The 21,131-nt window shown below is 71.1% G+C and carries 16 protein-coding genes and 1 pseudogene; 11 read left to right on the top strand and 6 right to left on the bottom strand.

All coding sequences use genetic code 11. From position 1 onward, the window contains the following. Positions 1-61: 61 nt before the first annotated feature. Genes IPN03_11810 through IPN03_11800 form a run of 3 tightly spaced genes read left to right on the top strand, consistent with a single transcriptional unit; the run spans position 62 to position 4,156 of the window. Positions 62-586, top strand: a complete 525-nt coding sequence (locus tag IPN03_11810) for a BON domain-containing protein (GenBank protein ID MBK9374386.1) — start codon at positions 62-64, stop codon at positions 584-586. Positions 587-639: 53 nt separating this feature from the next. Next, positions 640-1,935, top strand: a complete 1,296-nt coding sequence (locus IPN03_11805; GenBank protein MBK9374385.1) for a divalent metal cation transporter — start codon at positions 640-642, stop codon at positions 1,933-1,935. A gap of 4 nt (positions 1,936-1,939) precedes the next feature. Further along, entirely contained in the window at positions 1,940-4,156 is a 2,217-nt protein-coding gene (locus tag IPN03_11800; GenBank protein MBK9374384.1) for a TonB-dependent receptor, read from the top strand. 22 nt (positions 4,157-4,178) lie between these two features. Here the strand turns inward: IPN03_11800 and IPN03_11795 are convergent, their stop codons facing one another. Next, complete coding sequence (locus IPN03_11795) at positions 4,179-5,024, bottom strand: RNA pseudouridine synthase (protein MBK9374383.1); 846 nt, start codon at positions 5,022-5,024, stop codon at positions 4,179-4,181. Between the two features lie 51 nt (positions 5,025-5,075). Here IPN03_11795 and IPN03_11790 point away from each other — a divergent pair, with 51 nt between their 5' ends. Together IPN03_11790 and IPN03_11785 are read left to right on the top strand one after the other, a co-directional pair. Next, positions 5,076-5,450, top strand: coding sequence for a hypothetical protein (locus tag IPN03_11790; protein MBK9374382.1), 375 nt, complete (start codon positions 5,076-5,078; stop codon positions 5,448-5,450). 52 nt (positions 5,451-5,502) lie between these two features. Then, entirely contained in the window at positions 5,503-7,434 is a 1,932-nt protein-coding gene (locus IPN03_11785; GenBank protein MBK9374381.1) for a glycogen debranching enzyme family protein, read from the top strand. A 38-nt stretch (positions 7,435-7,472) separates the two neighbouring features. Here the strand turns inward: IPN03_11785 and IPN03_11780 are convergent, their stop codons facing one another. Further along, positions 7,473-8,555, bottom strand: a complete 1,083-nt coding sequence (locus IPN03_11780) for a sugar kinase (protein ID MBK9374380.1) — start codon at positions 8,553-8,555, stop codon at positions 7,473-7,475. Positions 8,556-8,608: 53 nt separating this feature from the next. Next, positions 8,609-9,869, bottom strand: a pseudogene (locus IPN03_11775) (DUF2088 domain-containing protein). 410 nt (positions 9,870-10,279) lie between these two features. On the opposite strand from IPN03_11775, the gene IPN03_11770 reads away from it, so the two are divergent. The 5 genes from IPN03_11770 (at position 10,280) to IPN03_11750 (ending at position 15,734) form a co-directional block, all read left to right on the top strand. Continuing rightward, positions 10,280-11,062 carry an SDR family oxidoreductase gene (locus tag IPN03_11770; GenBank protein MBK9374379.1) on the top strand — a complete coding sequence of 261 codons (783 nt, stop codon included), beginning with the start codon at positions 10,280-10,282 and terminating at the stop codon, positions 11,060-11,062. A gap of 31 nt (positions 11,063-11,093) precedes the next feature. Next, the gene (locus IPN03_11765) at positions 11,094-13,025 is read left to right on the top strand and encodes a hypothetical protein (protein MBK9374378.1); all 1,932 of its coding nucleotides are present in this window, start codon (positions 11,094-11,096) and stop codon (positions 13,023-13,025) included. 32 nt (positions 13,026-13,057) lie between these two features. Continuing rightward, positions 13,058-14,374 carry an MFS transporter gene (locus IPN03_11760; protein MBK9374377.1) on the top strand — a complete coding sequence of 439 codons (1,317 nt, stop codon included), beginning with the start codon at positions 13,058-13,060 and terminating at the stop codon, positions 14,372-14,374. A 25-nt stretch (positions 14,375-14,399) separates the two neighbouring features. Beyond that, positions 14,400-14,825 (top strand): HIT family protein, encoded by a 426-nt coding sequence (locus IPN03_11755; protein ID MBK9374376.1) that lies wholly within the window; start codon positions 14,400-14,402, stop codon positions 14,823-14,825. Positions 14,826-14,942: 117 nt separating this feature from the next. Then, positions 14,943-15,734 carry a hypothetical protein gene (locus IPN03_11750; GenBank protein MBK9374375.1) on the top strand — a complete coding sequence of 264 codons (792 nt, stop codon included), beginning with the start codon at positions 14,943-14,945 and terminating at the stop codon, positions 15,732-15,734. A 21-nt stretch (positions 15,735-15,755) separates the two neighbouring features. Here IPN03_11750 and gnd read toward each other — a convergent pair whose 3' ends face one another. From gnd to IPN03_11735, 3 genes are read right to left on the bottom strand one after another with little or no spacing between them, the layout of a single operon-like run. Further along, entirely contained in the window at positions 15,756-17,237 is a 1,482-nt protein-coding gene (gnd, locus tag IPN03_11745; GenBank protein ID MBK9374374.1) for a decarboxylating NADP(+)-dependent phosphogluconate dehydrogenase, read from the bottom strand. 12 nt (positions 17,238-17,249) lie between these two features. Next, positions 17,250-17,642 (bottom strand): VOC family protein, encoded by a 393-nt coding sequence (locus tag IPN03_11740; protein ID MBK9374373.1) that lies wholly within the window; start codon positions 17,640-17,642, stop codon positions 17,250-17,252. Between the two features lie 10 nt (positions 17,643-17,652). Next, on the bottom strand, positions 17,653-19,176 hold the full coding sequence (locus tag IPN03_11735; protein ID MBK9374372.1) for a glycoside hydrolase family 88 protein: 1,524 nt from the start codon (positions 19,174-19,176) through the stop codon (positions 17,653-17,655). Between the two features lie 237 nt (positions 19,177-19,413). Here IPN03_11735 and IPN03_11730 point away from each other — a divergent pair, with 237 nt between their 5' ends. After that, a complete protein-coding gene (locus IPN03_11730; protein MBK9374371.1) occupies positions 19,414-21,129 on the top strand; it encodes a glycoside hydrolase 43 family protein in 1,716 nt (571 codons plus the stop codon). The last annotated feature ends 2 nt before the right edge of the window (positions 21,130-21,131 follow it).

The following is a 21,131-nucleotide window of genomic DNA, read 5'->3' as shown; positions in this document are numbered from 1 at the left end:
GGCATCCCTTCGAGGTCTCCGCGGGGGGATACTTCGGGGAAAGACCCCGAAGGAGCAGCAGATGAAACTCAGGAATTCCCTCGTCCTCCTCGCTCTCGCCACCGCCCTGGTCGCCGGTCCCGCCCTCGCGGCGGACGCCCTCGACGCAGTGATCCAGCAGAAGCTCGTCGACAAGCTGGGCGACGACGCGAAGACGATCAAGGTTGCCGTCGTCGAGAAGAAGGTCGTGCTCGTCGGCGAGGTCAAGGGACGCGACACGCAGGAGCTCGCCGCCGAGGTGGCGAAGAGCGTTCCCGGCGTGTCGAGCGTCGACAACCAGGTCAAGGCGAAGGCCGAGAAGTCCCTCACGGGCGGGAAGATCGGAGAGGAGGCCGCGGACGGCAAGCTCGAGCTGGCCGTCGAGAGCGCCCTGAAGAAGGAGCTCGGCGAGCACGGGAAGAACCTCGAGGTCGAGAACGTCGGCGGAACGGTCTCCGTGCGTGGCACCGTGCCCGACGACGCGCGCCTGAAGATCGCCCGTGACGCCGTGAAGTCGGTCCCCGGCGTCAAGAAGGTCGTCGACCTCCTCGAGGTCGCCAAGAAGTAGCGCTGGCCCGGCGGGGTTGTTCCCCGGCCCGCGCCGGGGAACAATCCCGGCCCATGACAGGCGGAGAAGAACGTTCCTTTCTGAAGGCCCTCGGCCCCGGGCTCCTCTGGGCGGGCGCCGCGGTCGGCGTCTCGCACCTCGTCCAGAGCACGCGCGCGGGAGCCAGCTTCGGCCTCGGGCTCGTCGTCGTCGTCCTGGCGGCGAACTTCTTCAAGTACCCGGCGTTCCAGTTCGGGCCGCGCTACGCCGCGGCCACGGGCACGAGCCTCCTCGAGGGCTACCGGCGACAGGGCCGCTGGGCGCTCGTTCTCTACGGTCTGCTGACGGCCGGGACGATGTTCACGATCCAGGCCGTCGTCACGCTCGTCACGGCCGTCCTCTACGCGGCGCTCTTCGGGTGGACGGCTCCGCTCCTCGGTTTCCCGCCGGCCTTCTGGGTCGCCGTCCTCCTGCTCCTCCTCTGCGGCGCGCTCCTCCTCGCGGGGCACTACCGCTGGCTCGACGCCATCAACAAGGTCATCGTCCTCGTCCTCACGCTCACGACGTTCACCGCGACGGCGCTCGTGATCCCGAAGATCCCCTGGTCGACGATTCCCTGGCTTCCCGACGCCTCCGCCTTCACGGACCCGCGCTCCATCGCGTTCATGGTCGCCCTCGTCGGGTGGATGCCGTCCGCCTTCGACATCTCCATCTGGCATTCCCTCTGGACCCTCGCCCGACGCGAGCAGACGGGGCATGCCCCACGGGTGAAGGAATCGGTCCTCGACTTCAACGTCGGCTACGTCGGCACGGTGCTCCTCGCCCTCTGCTTCGTTCTCCTCGGTGCCGGCGTCATGTACGGCTCGGGGGAGGCGTTCGACGACCGGGCCGCAGTCTTCGCCCAGCAGGTCATCGCCCTCTACACGAAGAACCTCGGCGAGTGGGCGGCGCCGCTCATCGGCCTGGCCGCCGGGACGGTCATGTTCTCGACGACCCTCACCGTCGCCGACGGCTTCCCACGCGCCCTCGCGGGTCTCGCCGCCCGGTGGCGCGGCCCCGAGACGCCCGGCGCGGCGACGACGCGCGGGAGCGTCTACTGGGCTTCGCTTCTCGTCCTCGGCGCCGGGTCGCTCGCAATCATCGGGTACGCGCTGCGCGGCGGGGCCGCGTTCAAGTCGCTCGTCGACCTCGCCACGTCGCTCTCGTTCCTCACGGCTCCCGCGCTCGCGTTCCTGAACCACAGGGCGATCCACGCAGCAGAGGTCCCGCCCGAGCACCGTCCGTCTCCGGCGCTCTCCGCCTGGAGCGTCTCGGGGATCGTCTTCTCGGCGGCGTTCGCCGGGTACTACCTCTGGATCCTCGCCCGCTGACCCCATGCGCCACGCTCTCGCCGTCCCGCTCCGACCGGCCCCGGCAGCCCTCGCGCTCGCGCTCGCGCTCCTCACCCTCCCGCTCGCGGCGGCGCGCTATCGCGTCGTGGACGAGAACGGGAAGGCGGTGCCCGGCGCTCGCGTCTCGGTCCTCGGCCGTGCGGGCTCCGTGGCGGCCGATCCGAAGGGCGAGGTGACGCTCGAGCCCGAGCCGCCACCGCCGTTCGAGCTGGGTGTCTTCTCCCCCAGCGGCGCGTGGCTCGGGATCGTCCGCGTCGAGAGCCGGACGCCTGCGGATTCCCTCCGCGACCTCGTCCTTCCCGCGGCCCGCAGCACCGAGGTCTTCGTCTCCGCGGGGACGGCCGCCTCCCTGCTCGCGCCCCCCGCGAACCCCGTCTCGCTCGTCTCGAAGAGGGAGCTGGACGAGCGGCAGCCGAACCGTCTCGCCGAGGCGGTCGAGGGCCTCCCGGGCGTGTCGAACAGCGACGAGTCGTCGAGCGCCGTCCCCGTCGTGAGGGGCCTGGCGCGCGGGCGGACGCTCGTGATGCTCGACGACGGACGGGTCTCGGCGGAGAGGCGCGCCGGGGCCTCCGCGTCGTACCTCAACCCGTTCGCCCTCGAGGCCGTCGAGGTCGTGCGCGGCCCGGGCTCCGTCGCGTACGGCTCCGACGCCCTCGGCGGGATCGTCCACGCCCGCACGCCGATGCCCGAGCTCGACGTCCTGGGATTCCGGTACCGCCTCTCCGCCGGCACCGGCGGGAGCCCGGAGGCGACCGGGGGCGTCGGGGCGAACATCCCCGTGGGAAGCGGCGCCTTCTCGCTGAATCTCTACCAGCGGAGCCAGGGCGACTACGAGTCCCCCGCCGGGACGCAGGACAACTCCGCGGTGTGGGACCGCGGCTTCGTCCTGCGCGGCCTGATGCCGTTGGGCCCGGCGCGACTCTGGGCCTCTTACCAGCTCGACCAGGTCCGCGACATGGGCAAGCCCCAGGCCGACCTCCCGACGACGCGGACGTTCTACCCGAGCGAGAACTCGTCGCGCTTCAGCCTCGGGCTCGACGTCCCGGCAGTAGCCGGCTTCTCGTCTCTCGAGCTGCGGGCGTTCTTCGGGGATTACGGGATCGTCACGAACCGGCAGCGCCGGCCGACCGCGACGACGACGCTCCGCAACGCCCTCTCCGACGTCGACGCGAAGGACTTCTCCGTCCGGCTCCTCGGCCGGCGTTCGTTCGGGGCGGCGGGGCTGCGGCTGGGCGTGGACGTGAACGGGCGCAGCGGCCTCGTCGCCCTGAACATCGTCGAGGAGTTCGACGCGGCCGGCAGCCCGACGACGACGGCCACCGAGGTCGCCGTCGAGGACGCGGCGCGGACGGACCTCGGGGCGTTCGTCGAAGGCGACCTGCCCCTCGCGGGGGAGAAGCTCACGCTCACCGCGGGACTGCGCGGCGACCACGTCACGACGGAGAACACCGGCGGGTATTACGGCGAGCGGTCCACTTCGGACGGCGCCCTGTCCGGCTTCGCCACGCTGTCGTGGGCCCTCGCGCGCGCGTGGAACCTCTCGGCGCAGTTCTCCCGCGGCTTCCGCGACCCCACGCTCTCCGACCGCTACTTCCGCGGCGTCTCGGGCCGCGGGTTCGTCGTCGGCAACCCCGACCTCTCCGCCGAGACGTCGAACCAGTGGGACCTCTCGCTGCGGGGCCGGGCCGGCGTCGTGAACCTCGGCCTCTCGGGCTACGTCTACCGGATCGAGGACCTCATCGAGCGATACCGCGAAGGGAACGACTTCCATTTCAGGAACCGGGGGGAGGCCGAGATCACCGGCATCGAGCTCGAGGCGGACGTGCGGGTCGCGCCGCGCCTCGTCGTGCGCCTCTCCGGCTCGCTCTCGCAGGGGCGGATTCTCGACGACGGGACGTGGGCCCCCGACATCCTCCCTCCCACGGCCCAGCTGATGGTCGACCACGAGCCCTTCGGAGGCTTCTTCTGGCGGGCGCGCTTCCTGGCGATGTCGCGGGACGAAAGGCCCGGCGCGAGCGAGATCGTCGTCGCCGGGTACGGCCGGTTCGACCTCTCCCTGGGCTGGCGCTTCTCCGATCTCCTCACCGTCACGGTTTCAGCGCGCAACGTCTTCGACAAGGCCTACGCCGACTCCGCGGACGAGCTGAGCGTCCTCGCTCCCGGGCGCGGGGCGATCCTGACGCTCTCGGGGTCTTTCTAGCAGCCGTGAGGGTGCGGCGAGGCTAGGGAGCCACCGGCTCCTCTCCGTACCAGAGCTCGACGTCCTTTCCCGTGAACGGGTCCCGGAACGCGAGGTAGACGGCCGTGAGGCGCATCCCCTCGCGGTTCTTGTTCCCGGATCCATAGCGCGGGTCGCCGAGGACGGGGTGGCCGATCGCGTCGAGGTGACGCCGGATCTGGTGGTGCCGTCCCGTCTCGATCGTCACGTCGAGCGTCGTCGTGTCGCGCAAGGGGTCCCAGGAGACGACCCGGAACGCCGACCGCGCCGGCTTGTCGTCGACGGGAAGGTCGATCGTCCCCGACGTCCCGCGGCGGGCCTCCACGTTCCCGATGACCTCGGCGCGGTATCGCTTCACCACCTTCGCTTCCCTCAGCAGGGCCGAAAGCGCCGCGGCGGCGGTCGCGTCGTGCGCCACGAGGACGAGCCCCTCCACCTCGCGGTCGAGCCGGTGGACGGGAAACACCGGACGATCGAGGAGCTTCTCCACCTGGCGCAGGAGCGAGGCGTGGTCGCCGAACTCCGTCCCCTGAGAGAGGAGGCCTGCCGGCTTGCCCCACGCGGACCAGCGGACGGCGTCCTTCACGAGCCTGGCCTCGGGCGGGCGAAGGGCGAGGAGCTCGGGGTCGTAGTGGATCTCGAGGACGTCCCCGGGGCGCACCGTCGCCGTCTCGCGGCGTAGCCGGTTCGGAGAACGGCCCGACCGGCCGACGTGGACGGCCCCCTTGCGCATCGCGTCCTTCACGACACCTTTCGAGAGTCCGGTCACGCGGGCGAGGACGTCGGCGGCGCCGGGCGGGTCCCCCGCGACGACACGGTGGCGGCGGGAGAAACGGGAAGGGGCGCTCACGACCCCTGACAATAGCGCGGCGGACCGCCGAACCTGACTAAACTCCGACCCATGAGACGACTCCTCGCCACGTCCGCGCTCTCCCTCGGGCTTTTCCTCGGTGCGTGCAGCTGCCCGTGGGAGGGGAGAAGCGTCTGGCTCGCGAACGCCGCCTCGGAGGGCAAGACTCTCGAGGCCCGCAGCGGCGACGAGCTCCTCCTCGACCTGGCCCTCACACCCGGCTCGAAGGCGAAGTGGTTCGTGGTGGAGGTGGACGAGAAGGTCCTCGAGCGGAAGGGACCTGCAGAAGAGCAGCCGGGCGGCGCGAGCGTCCGGATCCCGTTCCACGCGCGCCGGCCGGGCGTCACCGACCTCGTCGCTTTCTACGCCACGGCCAGGAGCGCGCCGCCGGAAAAGACCTTCCGGACGACGGTCTGGGTCCGCTGAGGGTGCACTCGGGCGCCCTCCCGGTGTAACGTCTCGTCGGTTACCGCAGACGATGAACGGACTCCCGCTCCTCCCGGACGCCGAGTGGCTCGAGACCAACGGTCTCGGCGGCTTCGCGCTGTCGACCGTCTCGGGCCGCAATGCACGCCGGTACCACGGCCTCCTCGTCGCGGCCACCTCGCCCCCGACCGGGCGCGCCGTTCTCCTCGGCAAGCTCGAGGAGACGCTCGTCGTCGGCGAAGAGCGGTACGACCTTTCGGTCAACCGCTACGCCGGCCGGCTCCACCCTCGCGGCGACCTCCACCTGCGCACCTTCCGCATCGATCCGCTCCCGACGTGGGAGTACGAGGCCGGAGGCGTAAAGCTGAAGCGGACGTTCTTCCTCGTCCACGGGGAGGAAACCGCCGTCGTCTGCTGGGAGCTCACATCCGAGTCCGCGGAACCGGTCCGCCTCGAGGTCCGGCCGCTTCTGGTCTACCGCGGCCACCACGACCTGCGCGGGCCGGAGACGCCCTGCGACCCCGCGGTCGTGAGGGAGGAGGACTCCATCCGCCTCCACCCGTGCGCCGACCTCCCCGACCTGCGCCTCGCGCACGACGCCGGGAGCGTCTCCGAGACGTTCTTCTGGTACCGCGGGCTGGAGTACGACCTCGACCGCGACCGCGGCTTCGAGTTCACCGAGGACCTCTTCTCGCCCCTCTCCTGCACGTGGGACCTCTCGGCCCGCGGGGAGGCGGCGCTCGTCGCCACCCTCGGCGACCGCACGGCCGGAGACGTTCCGGCGCTGCGGGCCGCCGAGGAGAAGCGCCGCCGGCGCGTCGAAGGCGCCGGCTCCGACCGCCGCCTCCTCCGACTCCTGCGCTCGGCCGCCGACCGGTTCGTCGTGAAGCGCGGCGAGGGCTGGACCATCATCGCCGGCTATCCCTGGTTCACGGACTGGGGGCGCGACGCGATGATCGCCCTGCCGGGTCTCCTCCTCGCCACGCGCCGGTTCGACGTCGCCCGGTCGGTCCTCGAGACCTTCGCGCGGTACGTCGACCGTGGCATGGTTCCCAACCGCTTTCCCGACGAGGGAACCGAGCCCGAGTACAACAACGTCGACGGGACTCTCTGGTTCGTCGAGGCGGTGCGCGCCTATCACGAGGCGGCCCGCGACGAGTCGTTCCTCCGTCAGGTCTACCCGCTCCTCGTCGAGATCGTCGAGCGGCACCTGCGGGGAACCCGCTTCGGCATCCGCGCCGACGTCGACGCCCTCCTGACCTCCGGCGAGCCCGGCCAGCAGCTGACCTGGATGGACGCCAAGGTCGACGGACGCGTCGTCACCCCGCGCACCGGCAAGCCGGTGGAGGTCCAGGCGCTCTGGCACAACGCCCTGCGCACCGTCGCCCTCTACGCCGCGAACCTCGGCGACGCCTTCACCGCGGCGCGCCTCCTCGCGCTCGCCGACCAGGCGCGCGAGAGCTTCGGCGCCCTCTTCTGGGACGAGCGGGCGGGCTACCTCGCCGACGTCGTCGCGCCCGACGGGTCGCGCGACCTCACGCTCCGTCCCAACCAGCTCTTCGCGCTGTCGCTCCACCGGCCGCTCCTCACCGGCGCCCGCGCCGCGAGTGTTCTGCGCGTCGTGGAAGAGCGCCTCCTCACCCCGTACGGCGTCCGGACCCTCGACCCCGCGCACCCCGACTACCGCGGCCGCTTCGAGGGCGGGCCCGTCGAACGGGACGCCGCCTACCACCAGGGCACCGCATGGCCCTGGCTCCTCGGTCCGCTCGTCGACGCCCACCTCGCCGTCCGCGGGAACACCCCCGACAGCCGCCGGGCGGCCTCCGCGTGGCTCGCACCGCTCGTCGAGCACCTCTTCGGGCCCGGCCTCGGTCAGCTCCCGGAGGTCTTCGACGGCGACCCGCCGCACCGCCCGGGCGGCTGCGTCGCGCAGGCCTGGAGCGTGGGCGAGGTGCTCCGGGCGGTGCTGAAAACCGGCATCTGACGGGACGGCCGACCGAGCCCGCCTGCTCCGGTGCCACCTCAGCGCTGGATCCGGGCCGAGCCCCCCTTCGCGAAGGCGCGAACGTCCTCGAGCGTCGCCATCGTCGTGTCGCCGGGGAACGTCGTCAGAAGCGCGCCGTGCGCCCAGCCGAGCTTCAGCGACTCTTCCGGCGTCTCGCCAGAGAGCAGGCCGTAGAAGAAGCCCGACGCGAAGCCGTCCCCCCCGCCGACGCGATCGAGGACGTCGAGATCGGCCGTCGGGGCCGCGATCGTCGTGCCGTCCACCCAGGCCACGGCGCTCCAGCGGTGCCGGTTCGTCGAGAGGACCTCGCGCAAGGTCGTCGCGACGATCTTCACGCCCGGGTGCCGGGAGACGACGGTGTCGATCATGCCGAAGAACGCGGCCGGGTCGAGCTTCGACGTCGCGGCGACTTCCGGTCCCGCGATGCCGAGCCCTTTCTGCAGGTCTTCCTCGTTCCCGACGAGCACGTCGACGTTCTCGACGATCCGCCGGATCACCTCGACGGCCCGCCCCTCGCCACCGGAGATCTTCCAGAGCTTGGCCCGGTAGTTGAGGTCGAACGAGGTGACGGCCCCCGCCGCGCGGGCCTTCCTCATCCCCTCCACGATCAGCTCGGCCGTCGTCTCGGAGAGCGCGGCGAAGATGCCGCCGCTGTGCAGCCACCTGACGCCCGAGGCGAAGAGGCCGTCCCAGTCGACGTCGCCCGGGGCGAGGAGCGCGGCGGCCTCGTTGGCCCGGTTGTAGAAGACGACGGGCGGACGGACCCCGAAGCCCCGGTCGCTGTAGACGGCCGCCATGTTCGGGCCGGTGACGCCGTCGTGCTCGAAGCGGCGCCAGATCCCCTTGACGCCCATCGCCCTCACGCGCTCCTCGATGAGGCCGCCGATCGGGGAGTCGACCATCGCCGAGACGACGGCGGTCTTCATCCGGAAGCAGTCCGCGAGGTTCGCGGCGCAGTTGAACTCGCCACCGCTGACGTGGATGCGGCACTCGGTCGCCTTGCGGAAGGGGATGAGGCCGGGGTCGAGGCGGTGGACGAGCGCCCCCAGTGAGACGAAGTCGAACGCGCCGCCGGGTCGGATCTCGAGCGGGCTCTTCATCGCTGTCCCCTGGAAGCCGTCACCGAGGGATGCGTCATGCCTCCGTCCTTTCGTCAGGCCCCGGCGTCCCGCCGGACCTTGTAGAGCCGTTCTCCCGCCCGCGGAACGACGAGAATCCCCTCGCCCTCCCGGCCCTTCAACGCCTCGAGGTCGACCGAAGCCGGATCGAGGTATCCGAGGTTCAGCTTCCGGCATTTCCCCTCGGGGATCGCCGTCGCGAGGGTGACCGTGACCCGCGGCGTCTCGACGCCCGTCGACGCGTCGTAGCGCCCGAGCCCCTTGAGGTGCGTCGCGTGCGCGAGGACGCCCCACGGGTGGTGGCGGAACCGTTCCCACTGCGCGAGGAAGTAGTCGCGGCAATGGTAGCCGACCTCCTCGATCGCGGGCCCGTGCGTGTAGCTCACCTCGGAGAGGTGCGGCGCGTAGAGGACGACCTCCCCGCCGTCGGCCACGGCCGGCTCGACCTTGTACATCCCCTTCGCTGCCGTCCAGAGGTCCTCGTACATCGGAGGCATCACCGAGACGACTTGTCGGTAGGGCGCGCCGACCCACGTGATGTGGACGCGGGAGGAAAGCTCGGACGCCGCGAGCCACGCCTCGTGCGGATCGCCGAAGAAGAGCCCGGCCAGACCCTCGTGCGTGACGACGGCCGAGAAGCAGGCCTTGGGCCGGTCGATGAGCGCCGCCGCGCGGTCGATGAGGGCGCGCACCGGCGTGTAGCCCGACCCGATGACCTCGTAGCTCGAGAGGAGAGCCCCGAGCCAGTGCGTCAGGTTGATCACCTCCGGCCCCGCGATGCCGGGAAAGAAGTACTTGTTCCCCCCGGAGAACCCGACGACCTCGTGCGGGAACACCGGGCCGCACACGAGGACGGCGTCGTAGTCGAACACCAGGCGGTTCACGCGGACGGGGACCTCCTCGTGCAGGAGCCCCCCGGGTGATCTCCCCCACCTCCGCGGCGGAGATCGTCCCGACGCGCGTCAGCGAGCCGGCGTCGGACGCGTGGTTGAAAACGCGGCTCCGTCCGGCCCTGCCGTTGCGTACCCGCCGGCCGAGCAGGCGCCCGAGCTGCTCGTCGGTCATCGGCCGGTGGGTCCCGAGGGCGACGAGGTAGTCGAGGGCATCGGTCGCGGGACCGAGCATCTCTTCCAGGAGGTCGACGAGGAGCGGCAGCGGCATCGTCCTCGTGCCGTCCGGAACGAGGACGAGGATGCGCCGCCAGCGCCGGTCGAGAGCCGCGACCGCCTGCCCGACGATGGCCCCGACCTCCTCCGTCGAGAGGGGCCGATCCACGTGTCCGTGTCCGATCCGCATGTCGCGCGCTCCCGTCCCGCCCGCCGGCCTCCCGGGACCCCGGAATGGTCCGGCCGGCCCGCCCAAGATGCTAGTGGAATGACCATTTGTCAAGAGACGGCGTCACATGGTCAGGAAGTGGGGCTCCATGAACGTCCAGGCGGAGAGTCCGGCGCCTCTGCCACGAAACGAGATCCGTCTTCGAATTCTCCGCGGGTGGAGGCGCTTCGGGCCGCGTGAGACCCACGTCCATCCCCGTCGCGCGGGAGCGGCGCCCCGGGGGCCACGACACGCGCCGGCACCTCCCCGCGCGAAATTTTCGGTAAGCTCACATACATCCAGGGTGCGCCAAGTGGATTTACCAGTTATGATCTCGCCGCTCCTCCTCCCACGGGGTTCAGGGATCCGGGCGAGGGGCCGGAAGGAGAACGATGAACGACCTGTTCGATCTCGGCGGGAAGGTGGCGGTCGTCGTCGGTGGCACGGGCGAGCTCTGCGGCGCCATGGCCGAGGGGCTGGCCGCTGCCGGCGCCGAGGTCGTCCTCGTCGGCCGCGACGCGTCGAAAGCCGGCGCGCGCCTCGGGAGGATCGAGGCGGCCGGGGGGCGCGGAACGTTCGCCTCCTGCGACGCGACGTCGAAGCCGGCGCTCGAAGCGCTCCTCGCGGAGGTCCTCGCCCGCTCGGGCCGCGCCGACATCCTCGTGAACGGCGCCGGAATCAACTCGGCGACGCCGTTCTTCGAGATCCCGGAGGAGCAGATCGACCGGATCCTCGCCGTCAACGTGAAGGCCGTCTTTCTCGCCTGCCAGGTCTTCGGCCGCTACTTCGTCGAGAGGGCCCGCGCCGACGGGACGGGTGCCAGCGTCATCAACGTCGGGTCGATGTCGGCCCTGACGCCGCTCTCCCGCGTCTTCACCTACTCCGCGTCGAAGGCGGCCGTCCACAGCATCTCGAAGAACCTGGCCCGCGAGTGGGCGCCGCTCGGCGTGAGGGTGAACGTCCTCGTCCCGGGCTTCTTCCCGGCCGAGCAGAACCGGAAGGTCCTGACCCCCGACCGCGTCGCGTCGATCCTCGGGCACACGCCCGCCGGGCGCTTCGGCGAGGCGCGCGAGCTCGTCGGCGCCACGCTCCTCCTCGCCTCCGAGCGGGCCGGTTCCTTCATCACGGGCGCCGAGATCGTCGTCGACGGGGGCTTCCACGCCACGAGCATCTGACCGGCCGCGCGGACGCGCCGGCGAGGTGAACATGAGAGACACACGGGCCATCAACCGCTTCCTCCTCGGCCTGGGCCTTCGGATCCGAAGCAACCCGGCCATCTCGCCCGACCTCTGCCTCGACCCCCAGTCCCTCGAGCAGGCCGTCCGGACGGATCTCCCCCAGCTCGGCACCTTCCTTCGCGACGCCGCGGCGGGAGACCGTCCTGTGCGGCGGAGCGCCGGGCTCGTCGACCTCTTCCCGGCCTCCGAGCTCCTCGTCGGGCCGTGGCGCCTCCTCGTCGTCGAGGAGCGCGGGACGGGCGACGCGGGCCTCCTCGTGGAGGGTGCCGGTCCGATTCCGCTCCCGGCCGCCGTCCCGCTCGGCGACGGGCTCCAGCTCGTCCCGCTCCTCTGGGAGGGGCTCGCGCCCCTCAAGAACCTCCTCCTGGCGGACGACCCCGGCAGCACCGTCTTCCCCGTGGCGCGGGGCACCCTCTCCCGCTCGAGCCTCGGCATCGGCGCCCGCTTCACGACGCTCCACTGGCCGGCGGTCGCCTGGGCGATGAAGGAGCTCGGCCTCTCGCTCACCGCGAACCAGAACTCGATCCCGCGCGAGCTCGTCTACGACGTCGACGCGATGCTCGAGGACCGGCTCGTCGAGGTCCCGTTCCCGTTCATCGGCGGGACGGTCCCCGAGGGGCACCAGGGGCAGTCGGTCGAGGGGATGACGCACGCCGCCGTCGTGACCTACCTGAAGTACGGGTTCCACCGCCGGCGGATCCCCTGGGGCTTCAACGCGGACCACCAGCCGATCGGCGGGCGTTTCGACGCGATCGAGGAAGAGCTGGCGCAGGGCTGCGCCTTCGCGAGCTACATCACGTTCGACCTCTCCCCGGAGCTGTCGGCGACGGCGCCCCTCGAGACTCCCGAGGACGTCGCCCGCGCCTTCGCCGCGCTCGACGCGGCGGGCCTCTTCGGGCGCGTCCTCGCGCGCGTCGCCCCGCTCGGCCTCTCGCTCGACGAGGCCGCCGCGAGACGGCTTTTCGCGACGCTCCTGCCCGCGATGCGCAAGCTCGTGCGCCGCGACGAGGCCTACGCCCGCGTCCGTCGCGAGCTCTTCACGACGGAGATCGGGAGACGCTACTTCCGCGAGCTCTCGATCGACGAGCTCCCCGGACGCACCTCTCCCGAGACCCTGGCCGTCTGCCTCGCCCTCGCCGAGGCCCTCGGTGTCGAGATCCACTACGTCGCCCCCGCCATCGGCTTCCAGAAGAACTTCCCCTATCCCGACGACGCCGAGCTGCGCCGGACGGTGGAGAGCCTCACCGCCGTGGCCCGCGCGTTCGGCGTCTCGATCGGCTTCCACTCGGGGAGCGGGAAGTCCGCCGGAAACTACGGCGTCGCGGGCGACGTCACGCGGCAGGGGCTCGAGATCAAGACCTCGGGCCGCTACACCTACGAGATGGGCGTCGCCCTCTCCCGCTCCACCGACCCGCGCGACGCGGCTCTCTGGAACGACTGGTACGGCTTCACCCGGAGTCTCGCGGTGGAGGGCGCCTTCTCCGCCGACCCCGTGCGGCAGCGCTACGCGCGCGAGTTCGTCCTTCACGCGCTCGCCCACGAGGGACGCGGAGGCGACGGCGCCTTCGCCTCGCCGGAGGCGCTGCGGGCCGCTCTCTCCGGTTTCGTGCCGTCGCCCGACCACATGTTCTTCTTCGAGTACAACTTTCTCTACGTCCTCGCGGCAGGCGGCTCGACGTCGCGCCTCGGCGACCACGGGGCGGCCGGTTACGCGCAGCGGGCCCGCTTCTACGGCGTCAGCGACGAGGCGCGCCTCCTCTACGCCAGGGGCGTCGCCGGGTACATCCTGTTCCTCGCCGAGACGACGGGGCTCGCTCCCGCTTCCCGCGTCGCCGCGGCGCGCGAGCGGCTCGCCGCCCTTCCCGACCACGACGCCTTCGAGCGCGACCTCGTGGCGTGACCCGGACAGGACCTATCGAAGGGAGACGCCCGATGTCCGTCACAGAAACCGCGCCCGCGCCCGCTGCCAACGAGCCCATGGGCCGCGTCCGCTGGATCATCTGCGGCCTCCTCTTCCTGGCCACGACGATCAACTACATCGACCGGCAGATCCTGGCGCTCGTCAAGGAGTTCCTCGACATCGAGCTGGGGTGGACGAACGAGCAGTTCGGGATGGTCAACTCGGCCTTCCAGGGGGCCTACGCCGTCGGCCTCCTCCTCTTCGGGTGGTTCGTCGACCGCTACGGGACGAAGATCGGCTACGCCGTCTCCATCGTCCTCTGGAGCCTCGCGGCGATCGGCCACGCGGCGGTCGGCTCGGTCGCCGGCTTCTTCGTCGCACGGATGGCGCTCGGCGGTGCCGAGGGCGGCAACTTCCCCTCTGCCATCAAGGCCGTCGCGCTCTGGTTCCCGAGGAAGGAGCGGGCCTTCGCGACGGCCCTCTTCAACTCCGGAACGAACGTCGGGGCGATCATCGCGCCCGCCCTCATCCCGATCATCGCCATCAACCTCGGCTGGCGGTGGGCCTTCATCTTCGCGGGTCTCATCGGCTTCCTGTGGCTCCTCCTCTGGTTCCCGTTCTACGAGGAGCCCGAGAAGCGCAAGGGGCTGTCCCCCGAGGAGCTGGCCTTCATCCAGGGCGACCGCGACGAGGCCCGGCCCGGCGGCACGCCGATGGGGTGGGGCGGCGCGCTCCGCCTCCGGCAGACCTGGGCGTTCATCATCGCGAAGTTCATGACCGACCCGGTCTGGTGGTTCTTCCTCATCTGGCTCCCCGACTACTTCAAGAAGACCCGCGGCCTCGTCATCAAGCAGAGCTGGGTCCACCTCGTGACGATCTACGCCATCGTCACCGTCCTCTCCATCGCGGGCGGCTGGCTGACCGGGAAGCTGACGCAGGGCGGCTGGAGCGTGACGAAGGCCCGCAAGGCCGGGATGTTCCTCTACGCGCTCTGCGTCCTGCCGATCCTCTTCGCGACGCGCGTCGGCGACTGGCCGGCCGTCCTCCTGATCGGCCTCGCCGGCGCGGCGCACCAGGCCTGGTCGGCGAACCTCTTCACGACCGTCTCCGACATCTTCGCCAAGAAGGACATCGCGACGATCATCGGCATCGGCGGCATGGCCGGCTCCATCGGCGGCATCCTCTTCCCCTGGTTCTCGGGCTGGCTCCTCGACCGGCTGCCCGCCACGCAGGGATACACGATCCTCTTCGCGATCTGCGCCTCGGCCTACCTCGTGGCGTTCGTCATCCACCACCTGCTGTCGCCGCGCTTCGAGCCGCTGCCAGAGAAAGCGGCGCTGGGGGCGTGACCCCGTCGCGCCCGATGCCGAAGAGATCATGAGCCACCCCGAGTGCTTCTACTGCGAACCGGATCAGCGCCAGGCCGACCTGATGGTCGAAGTCTGCGACCTGTCGGTCAGCAGCCTGTTCGTCTTCAGGGAGCAGACTTACTCCGGACGGTGCCTGGTCGCCTACCGGCACCACGTCAGCGAGCTCTTCGAGCTGGCCGACGCCGAGCGCGACGCCTTCTGCAAGGATGTGGCGGACGCCGCCCGGGCGATGAAGTCGGCCTTCGGGCCCGCCAAGGTCAACTACGGCGCCTTCTCCGACAAGCTGGGCCACCTGCACGTGCACCTGGTGCCCAAGTACGTCGACGGACCGGACTACGGCTCGACCTTCCGGATGATGCCCGAGCCGAGGGTCCTGCTTTCCGAGGCCGACACCGCGGCGCTGGCGGCCCGGCTCAGGTCCGCGCTCTGACGGGGTTCGCGCCCGGCGCGATCGGAGAGCGCTCGGCCTGCCGCCCGGATCTGCGGTAGATTGGCTGGAGCCCGGCACTCTGGGGTCGACACGGACACGGCTCCGTGGAGGGACGAGATGGCAGCTCGTAGGTGGGCGTCGAAGGCATTCCTCGTGGTGATGCTGGCTTCCGGAGCGGCGGCGGCGGTCGATGTGTTCCAGCAGTACGGACTGGACCGGCAGGCGTGGGCCGACGCGCTCGTGAACTCCCTGAAGGACGGGGCCCTCTACGTGCCGAACCTCTCGGCGAAGCTGAAGAGCGTGCCTGCCGGGCAGCGCGCCGCGGTCGTCAACGCGCTCGGCGCGGCGGCGAAGGCCTTCGTCGGCACCTCCGAGTTCGCGGCGCGATACGGGAGGGAGGTCGAGTCGTCGCTTCCGGACGACCTGCGCCCGCCCCGCTCGGCTGCGGAGATCGAGAAGTCGATGCGCACCGAGATGCAGAAGGGGCTGACCGAGATGGAGGCGGCCGTAAAGGACTTCCAGGGCGACGCCCGGAAACAGGCGGAGGCCGCGATGGTCCAGGTGCGCGCGGAGCTGAAGGCACAGCTCGCGACCGTCGGCCCGGCTGCCGCGCAGCAGGCCGCCGAGGAGAAGGCGAGGTACGAGAGGGCGAGGAGCCGGCCGCCCGACCCCGCCGCCCTCTCGCCCGATCCGCGGGTCTCGCTCAGGAAGGCGCTGAAGCTGTTCCTCGACGAGACCTCCGGCGTCGACTTCGCCGCGCAGACGAAGCCGGTGTCGCGAGCGCGCCGTTTCGAGAGGGCCGACTACGAGAAGAAGCCGAGGGCGTGGAAGACGTGCTACCGCGCCGGGCGCGAGGCCTGCGACGCCGCGCGCGCGTTCGCCTCGGGATGGCTCGCGGAGCTGAAGTAGGCGCCTTCCCCCGGGGACGCCTCAGGCGCCGTACGTCGACGACGCCGTCGATCCGCCGCGCCCCGTCCAGTTCGTGTGAAAGAACTCGCCGCGGGGCCGGTCGACGCGCTCGTACTGGTGGGCCCCGAAGTAGTCGCGCTGGGCCTGGAGGAGGTTCGCCGGGAGGCGCGCGCAGCGGTAGCCGTCGAAGTAGTTCAGCGCGGTCGAGAAGGCGGGCACCCACACGCCCCCGAGGACGGCAGCCGAGACGACCCGGCGCCAGGCGGCCTGCGCCTCCTCGACCTTTCCGCGGAAGTACGGGTCGACGAGCAGGTTCGGGAGGTCCGGCGACGCGTCGAACGCCGACTTGATCTTTCCGAGGAAGGCGGAACGGATGATGCAGCCGCCGCGCCACATCAACGCGATGCTGCCGTACTTCAGGCTCCAGCCGTACTCGACTGCGGCGGCCTGCATCAGCGCGAAGCCCTGCGCGTAGGAGACGAGCTTGCTGGCGTAGAGCGCCTTCTCGAGGTCGGCGAGCAGCGCCGCCCGGTCGCCGGTGAAGGACGGCCCGGGACCGGTCAGGACCTTCGACGCCGCGACCCGCTCGTCCTTCATGGCCGAGAGGCAGCGGCCGTAGACCGCCTCGCTGATGAGCGTGAGCGGGACGCCGAGGTCGAGCGCGGTGACGCTCGTCCACTTGCCCGTCCCCTTCTGCCCCGCCGTGTCGAGGATCGAGTCGACGAGCGGGCTCCCGTCCGCGTCGCGGAAGGCGAGGATGTCGCGCGTGATCTCGATCAGGTAGCTGTCGAGGTCGCCCTCGTTCCACCGGGCGAAGACCTCGTGCATCTCGGGCGCGCCCATCCCGAGGAGCTGCGACATGACCTGGTAGGCCTCGCAGATGAGCTGCATGTCGCCGTACTCGATCCCGTTGTGGACCATCTTCACGAAGTGGCCGGCGCCGTCGCTGCCGACCCAGTCGCAGCAGGGCGTCCCGTCCTCGACCTTCGCGGCGATGGCCTGGAAGATCGGCGCCACGTGCGGCCAGGCGGCCGGGGAGCCGCCGGGCATGATCGACGGCCCAAGCAGGGCCCCTTCCTCTCCGCCCGAGACGCCGGTCCCGACGAAGAGAAAGCCCTTCGCCTCCAGGTCCTTCGTCCGCCGGATCGAGTCGGGGAAGTGCGAGTTGCCGCCGTCGATGACGATGTCGCCCGGCGAAAGGAGAGGCAGAAGCTGCTCGATGAGGTCGTCGACCGGCTTTCCGGCCTTCACCATGAGCATGACGCGCCGCGGCCGCTTCAGCGAGGAGACGAGCTCGGCGATGGACCTCGTCCCGACGATCTTCTTTCCCTTCGCCCGCCCCGAGACGAAGGCGTCGACTTTCTCGACGCTCCGGTTGAAGACCGCGACGGTGAACCCGCGGCTCTCCATGTTGAGGACGAGGTTCTCGCCCATGACCGCCAGGCCGACGAGGCCGATGTCTGCCGTCTCCGCGATCCCCGAAGTTCCGTTCGTCACGACCATTCCTCCTGTGCGTCAGCCGGCGAGCGGCCGCACGCGTTGCGCCAGCTGGAGCGCGAGCCCCCAGGGGTCGCGCAGCATCGCGAACCGGTCCCCGGCAGCATTCTCCGTGATCTCTCCCACCGGTGTCGCCCCCGCGGCGATCAGCCGGCCGCGTGTCGCCGCGATCTGGGTCGTCGCGAAAGCGACGTGCAGGAGCGCGGGGTCGACGCCTCGATAGTCGGGAACGGGATGGACGTCCGACGCGTACGTCTCGAGGATCGACTCCCCGCCCGCATCGGCCAGGAAGCGCGCGAAGCCAGGGGCCTCGTCGCTCTTCCTCACGACCTTCATCCCGAGATGATCCTCGTACCAGCGTGCCATGGCGGGCGGGTCGGCGACGAGGAGGGCGACGTGCTCGAGCTTCACGGCGGTCTTCCTAGTTTCCCACCGTGCTGCGCTCGCCCCGCGATTGCGGTGAACCGGGGACACGGGGGCTTTGCTGTCCTTGTTCTCGGGGAACCCGGACGCCGGGTTCCCCGAACCCCTCCGCGCGGGCTTTCTTGCGCACCCGCCAGTGGAACGTGTTCAGCTTCTTCTCGACGTCGAAGGAGCGCAGCATCGTCATCACCTCGGCGCCGGCCATCAGCGTCGCCCCGTAGCCCTGCATCGCGCCCAGCTCCGTCGGGCGGTTGTAGTAGTAGACCGCGTCGTACGCCGCCGTCGTGCCGACGCAGATCCCCTCGATCTGCCCGTCGGAGCGCACCCGCCGCGCGACGGCCTGCCAGCCGGTCTGGGCGACCGGCGCCCAGGCCGTCGAGAGCCAGCCGCGGTTCACGCCCCGGGCGATGGCGAACGTGAACATCGCAGAGGCCGACGTCTCGAGGTAGCTGTCCTCCCGGTCGAGGAGCTGGTGCCAGAGCCCCGTCCCCCCCTGCACCGCGCCGACCCCCTGGACCGCCCGCCGGTACTGGTCGAGGACCTTCGGCCGGTCGGGGTGGTCCTGGGGCATCACGGAGAGGAGCTCGGCCATCGACATGAGCATCCAGCCGGCGCCGCGCCCCCAGTAGAACGTCGGGTCGGTCGGCAGCGCGTTCTCGTACCAGGAGTGGTCGTAGAGCCCGGCGTCGGTGTGGAAGAGGCGCGCCGACATCCCGATGACCTGCCGCGCGGCGTCGTCGAAGAACGCCTTCTCGCCCGTGAACGCCCCCATCTGCGCGAGGAACGGGATGCTCATGTAGGCGTCGTCGATCCAGAGCGAGACGGGCTGCGGCCGCGGACGGCAGAGCGTCCCGTCGGGGAGGCGCGGCTGCTTCTTCGCGATGTGCGCGGCGACGAGGTCGATTCCCTCCCGGTAGCGCGGGTCCTTCTTCCGCCCGTAGGCCCGCACCAGCGCCGCGCCGATCGCGCCGCAGTCGTCCAGCTCGTGCATGTCGAGGAGGCGGCGGTAGCCGTCCTTCTGCGGCCCGAACTCCTTCGCCTGCGCCCGGAAGTACGGGAGGTGGTCGAAGATGAAGTCGAAGTTCCTCAGCGTGTAGGCGGCGAAGCGCTCGTCGCCCGTCACTTCCGTCACCTGGATCATCCCGGCGAGGACGACCCCCATCGAGTAGGTCCAGTCGTTGTACTCGCCGTGCCGGTTGTCGATCCCGACGCTCTTGCGCGGCTTGCCGAGGTCGGTGACCTTCTCGCCCGTCTCCGAATCGAGGATCGCGTACGGCGTCGCCCTCTCGAAGTGGCCGCGGACCCGGTCGAGGACCGCCTTGATCTCCTCTTCTTTCGGCAGCGTGTAGTCCACGCCCGGTGCGAGGGACGGCTGCTGGAACGTTGCCTCGCTCCGCCCGGTCGTCACGACCGGATCGGCAGAGCCCGGGGCCTGGGCGGCGAGAGGCGCGCCGCACGCGGCGCCGAGGACGAGAACGAGGACGAGGACGAGGGCGGGAACGAGGAAATCACGACCGGGCATTGGGGGCCTCCCGTTTCCGGAATGGTCAATCCACATCTCGATTCGGTTGATCGCGTTCGCGACTCGCCCGAGGCCCTGGCCGGACCCTCGGGACCCGGCCTGCGCACGTCGTCGAGCACCCGAAGGCTCACGAAACCGCATGTTGCTGGAGATCGACGGGCGTGCTCGGCCATGCCGGCCGATCCTAGCCCACGATTCTCGCTGGCACAATGGTCTTACCACTGGTAGACTCTCGCCATGCGCTCCGGAGCCACGCCGGCGTCCTTCCCGACCGGGGAGAGCCACCGCGGGCGGCTGCTTCTCTGGGTCGCGGCGGGCTTCCTCCTCGGCGCGGCCCTGGCGCTCCTCGCCGACCCGCCGAAGGAGTCGTCCTCGGCTCCGCCGCCGGCCGCGAAACCGGCCTCCGCGGACGGGCGCGTCGACCGCACGTTCCGGAACCCGATCCTGTTCGCCGACTGGTCCGATCCCGACGTCCTCCGCGTCGGCGACGACTACTGGCTCGTCGCGTCGAGCTTCCACGAGGTGCCGGGGCTGCCGATCCTCCACTCGAAGGACCTCGTCCGCTGGACGGTCGCGGGGCACGCGGCGCCGCGGCTCCCCTCTCCCCGATACGACGTCCCGCGGCACGGCGGGGGCGTCTGGGCCCCGTCGATCAGGTACGACGACGGCTGGTTCCAGGTCTGGTACGGAGACCCCGACCTCGGGATCTTCACCACCCGGGCCCGCGACCCCCGCGGCCCGTGGGAGCCGCTCCGCCTCGTGAAGGACGCGCGCGGTTGGATCGACCCGTGCCCGTTCCGCGACACCGACGGTTCCCTCTGGCTCGTCCACGCCTGGGCAAAGAGCCGCGCGGGATTCAACGGAATCCTGACCGTCAACCGGCTCTCGACCGACGGGCTCTCCGTCGTCGACGACGGGGTGAAGGTCTTCGACGGCGGCACCCGCCACCCGACGATCGAGGGGCCGAAGCTCTACCGGCGCGGCGAGTGGGTCTACCTCTTCGCCCCGGCCGGCGGCGTGAAGAGCGGCTGGCAGACGGTACTGCGGTCGAAGAGCGTCCTCGGGCCCTTCGAGGAGCGGATCGTCCTCGACCAGGGCGGAACGCCCGTCAACGGTCCGCACCAGGGGGGTCTCGTCGACACCCCCTCGGGCGAGTGGTGGTTCGTCCACTTCCAGGACCGCGGGCCGTACGGGCGCATCACCCACCTCCAGCCGGTGGCCTGGCGGGACGGCTGGCCGGTGATCGGCGAGGACCCCGACGGCGACGGGAAGGGCCAGCCCGTTCTCGTCCACCCCCGGCCGGACGCCGGACGTCGCGGGCATGCTGCGATCCCGGCGACTCCCGCAAGTCCTCAGGTCTCGGACGAGTTCGACGGCCCCGCGCTCTCCCCCATGTGGGCGTGGAACGCCAACCCCTCGCCCGGCTGGTCCTCGCTGGCGGCGCGTTCGGGTGCGCTCCGGCTCTTCCCGGCCTCCCGCGTGGCGAACGCTCCGGCCGCGCTCGCCCACCAGCCGAACGTCCTCCGCACGCGCCTCTCCGCCGAGCGGCTCGTCGCCACAACCCTCGTCGAGCTCCGCGGCGAGACGCCAGGGGCCGCGAGCGGCCTGGCCGTCCTCGGGCGCGACACGGCGTTCGTCGCCGTCGCCCGGACGGCGGACGGGTGGGAGGCCGTCTTCTCCTCGGGCGTCGACGTTCTCGAAGGCGGATCAGAGCGCGTCGTCGCGCGCCGCTCCGTCCGTTCCGGCCGCCTGCACCTTCGCGTCACGGTCGAGACCGGCGCCCGCCTGCGCTTCGCCACGAGCGAGGACGGGACGCTCTTCACGCCGATCGGCGGGGAGGTCGTCGCGCGCGAGGCGGCGTGGGTGGGGGCGCGGCTCGCCCTCTTCACGTCACCGCTGGAACACCCCGCCCCGACGGACTTCACCGACGTCGACTGGTTCCGGGTGGAGTGAGA

The organism is Holophagales bacterium, from assembly GCA_016719485.1.
Lineage (GTDB): Bacteria > Acidobacteriota > Thermoanaerobaculia > UBA5066 > UBA5066 > UBA5066.
The sequence above is the reverse complement of the archived record's forward strand: the minus strand, read 5'-3'. Positions and strand labels throughout refer to the sequence as shown.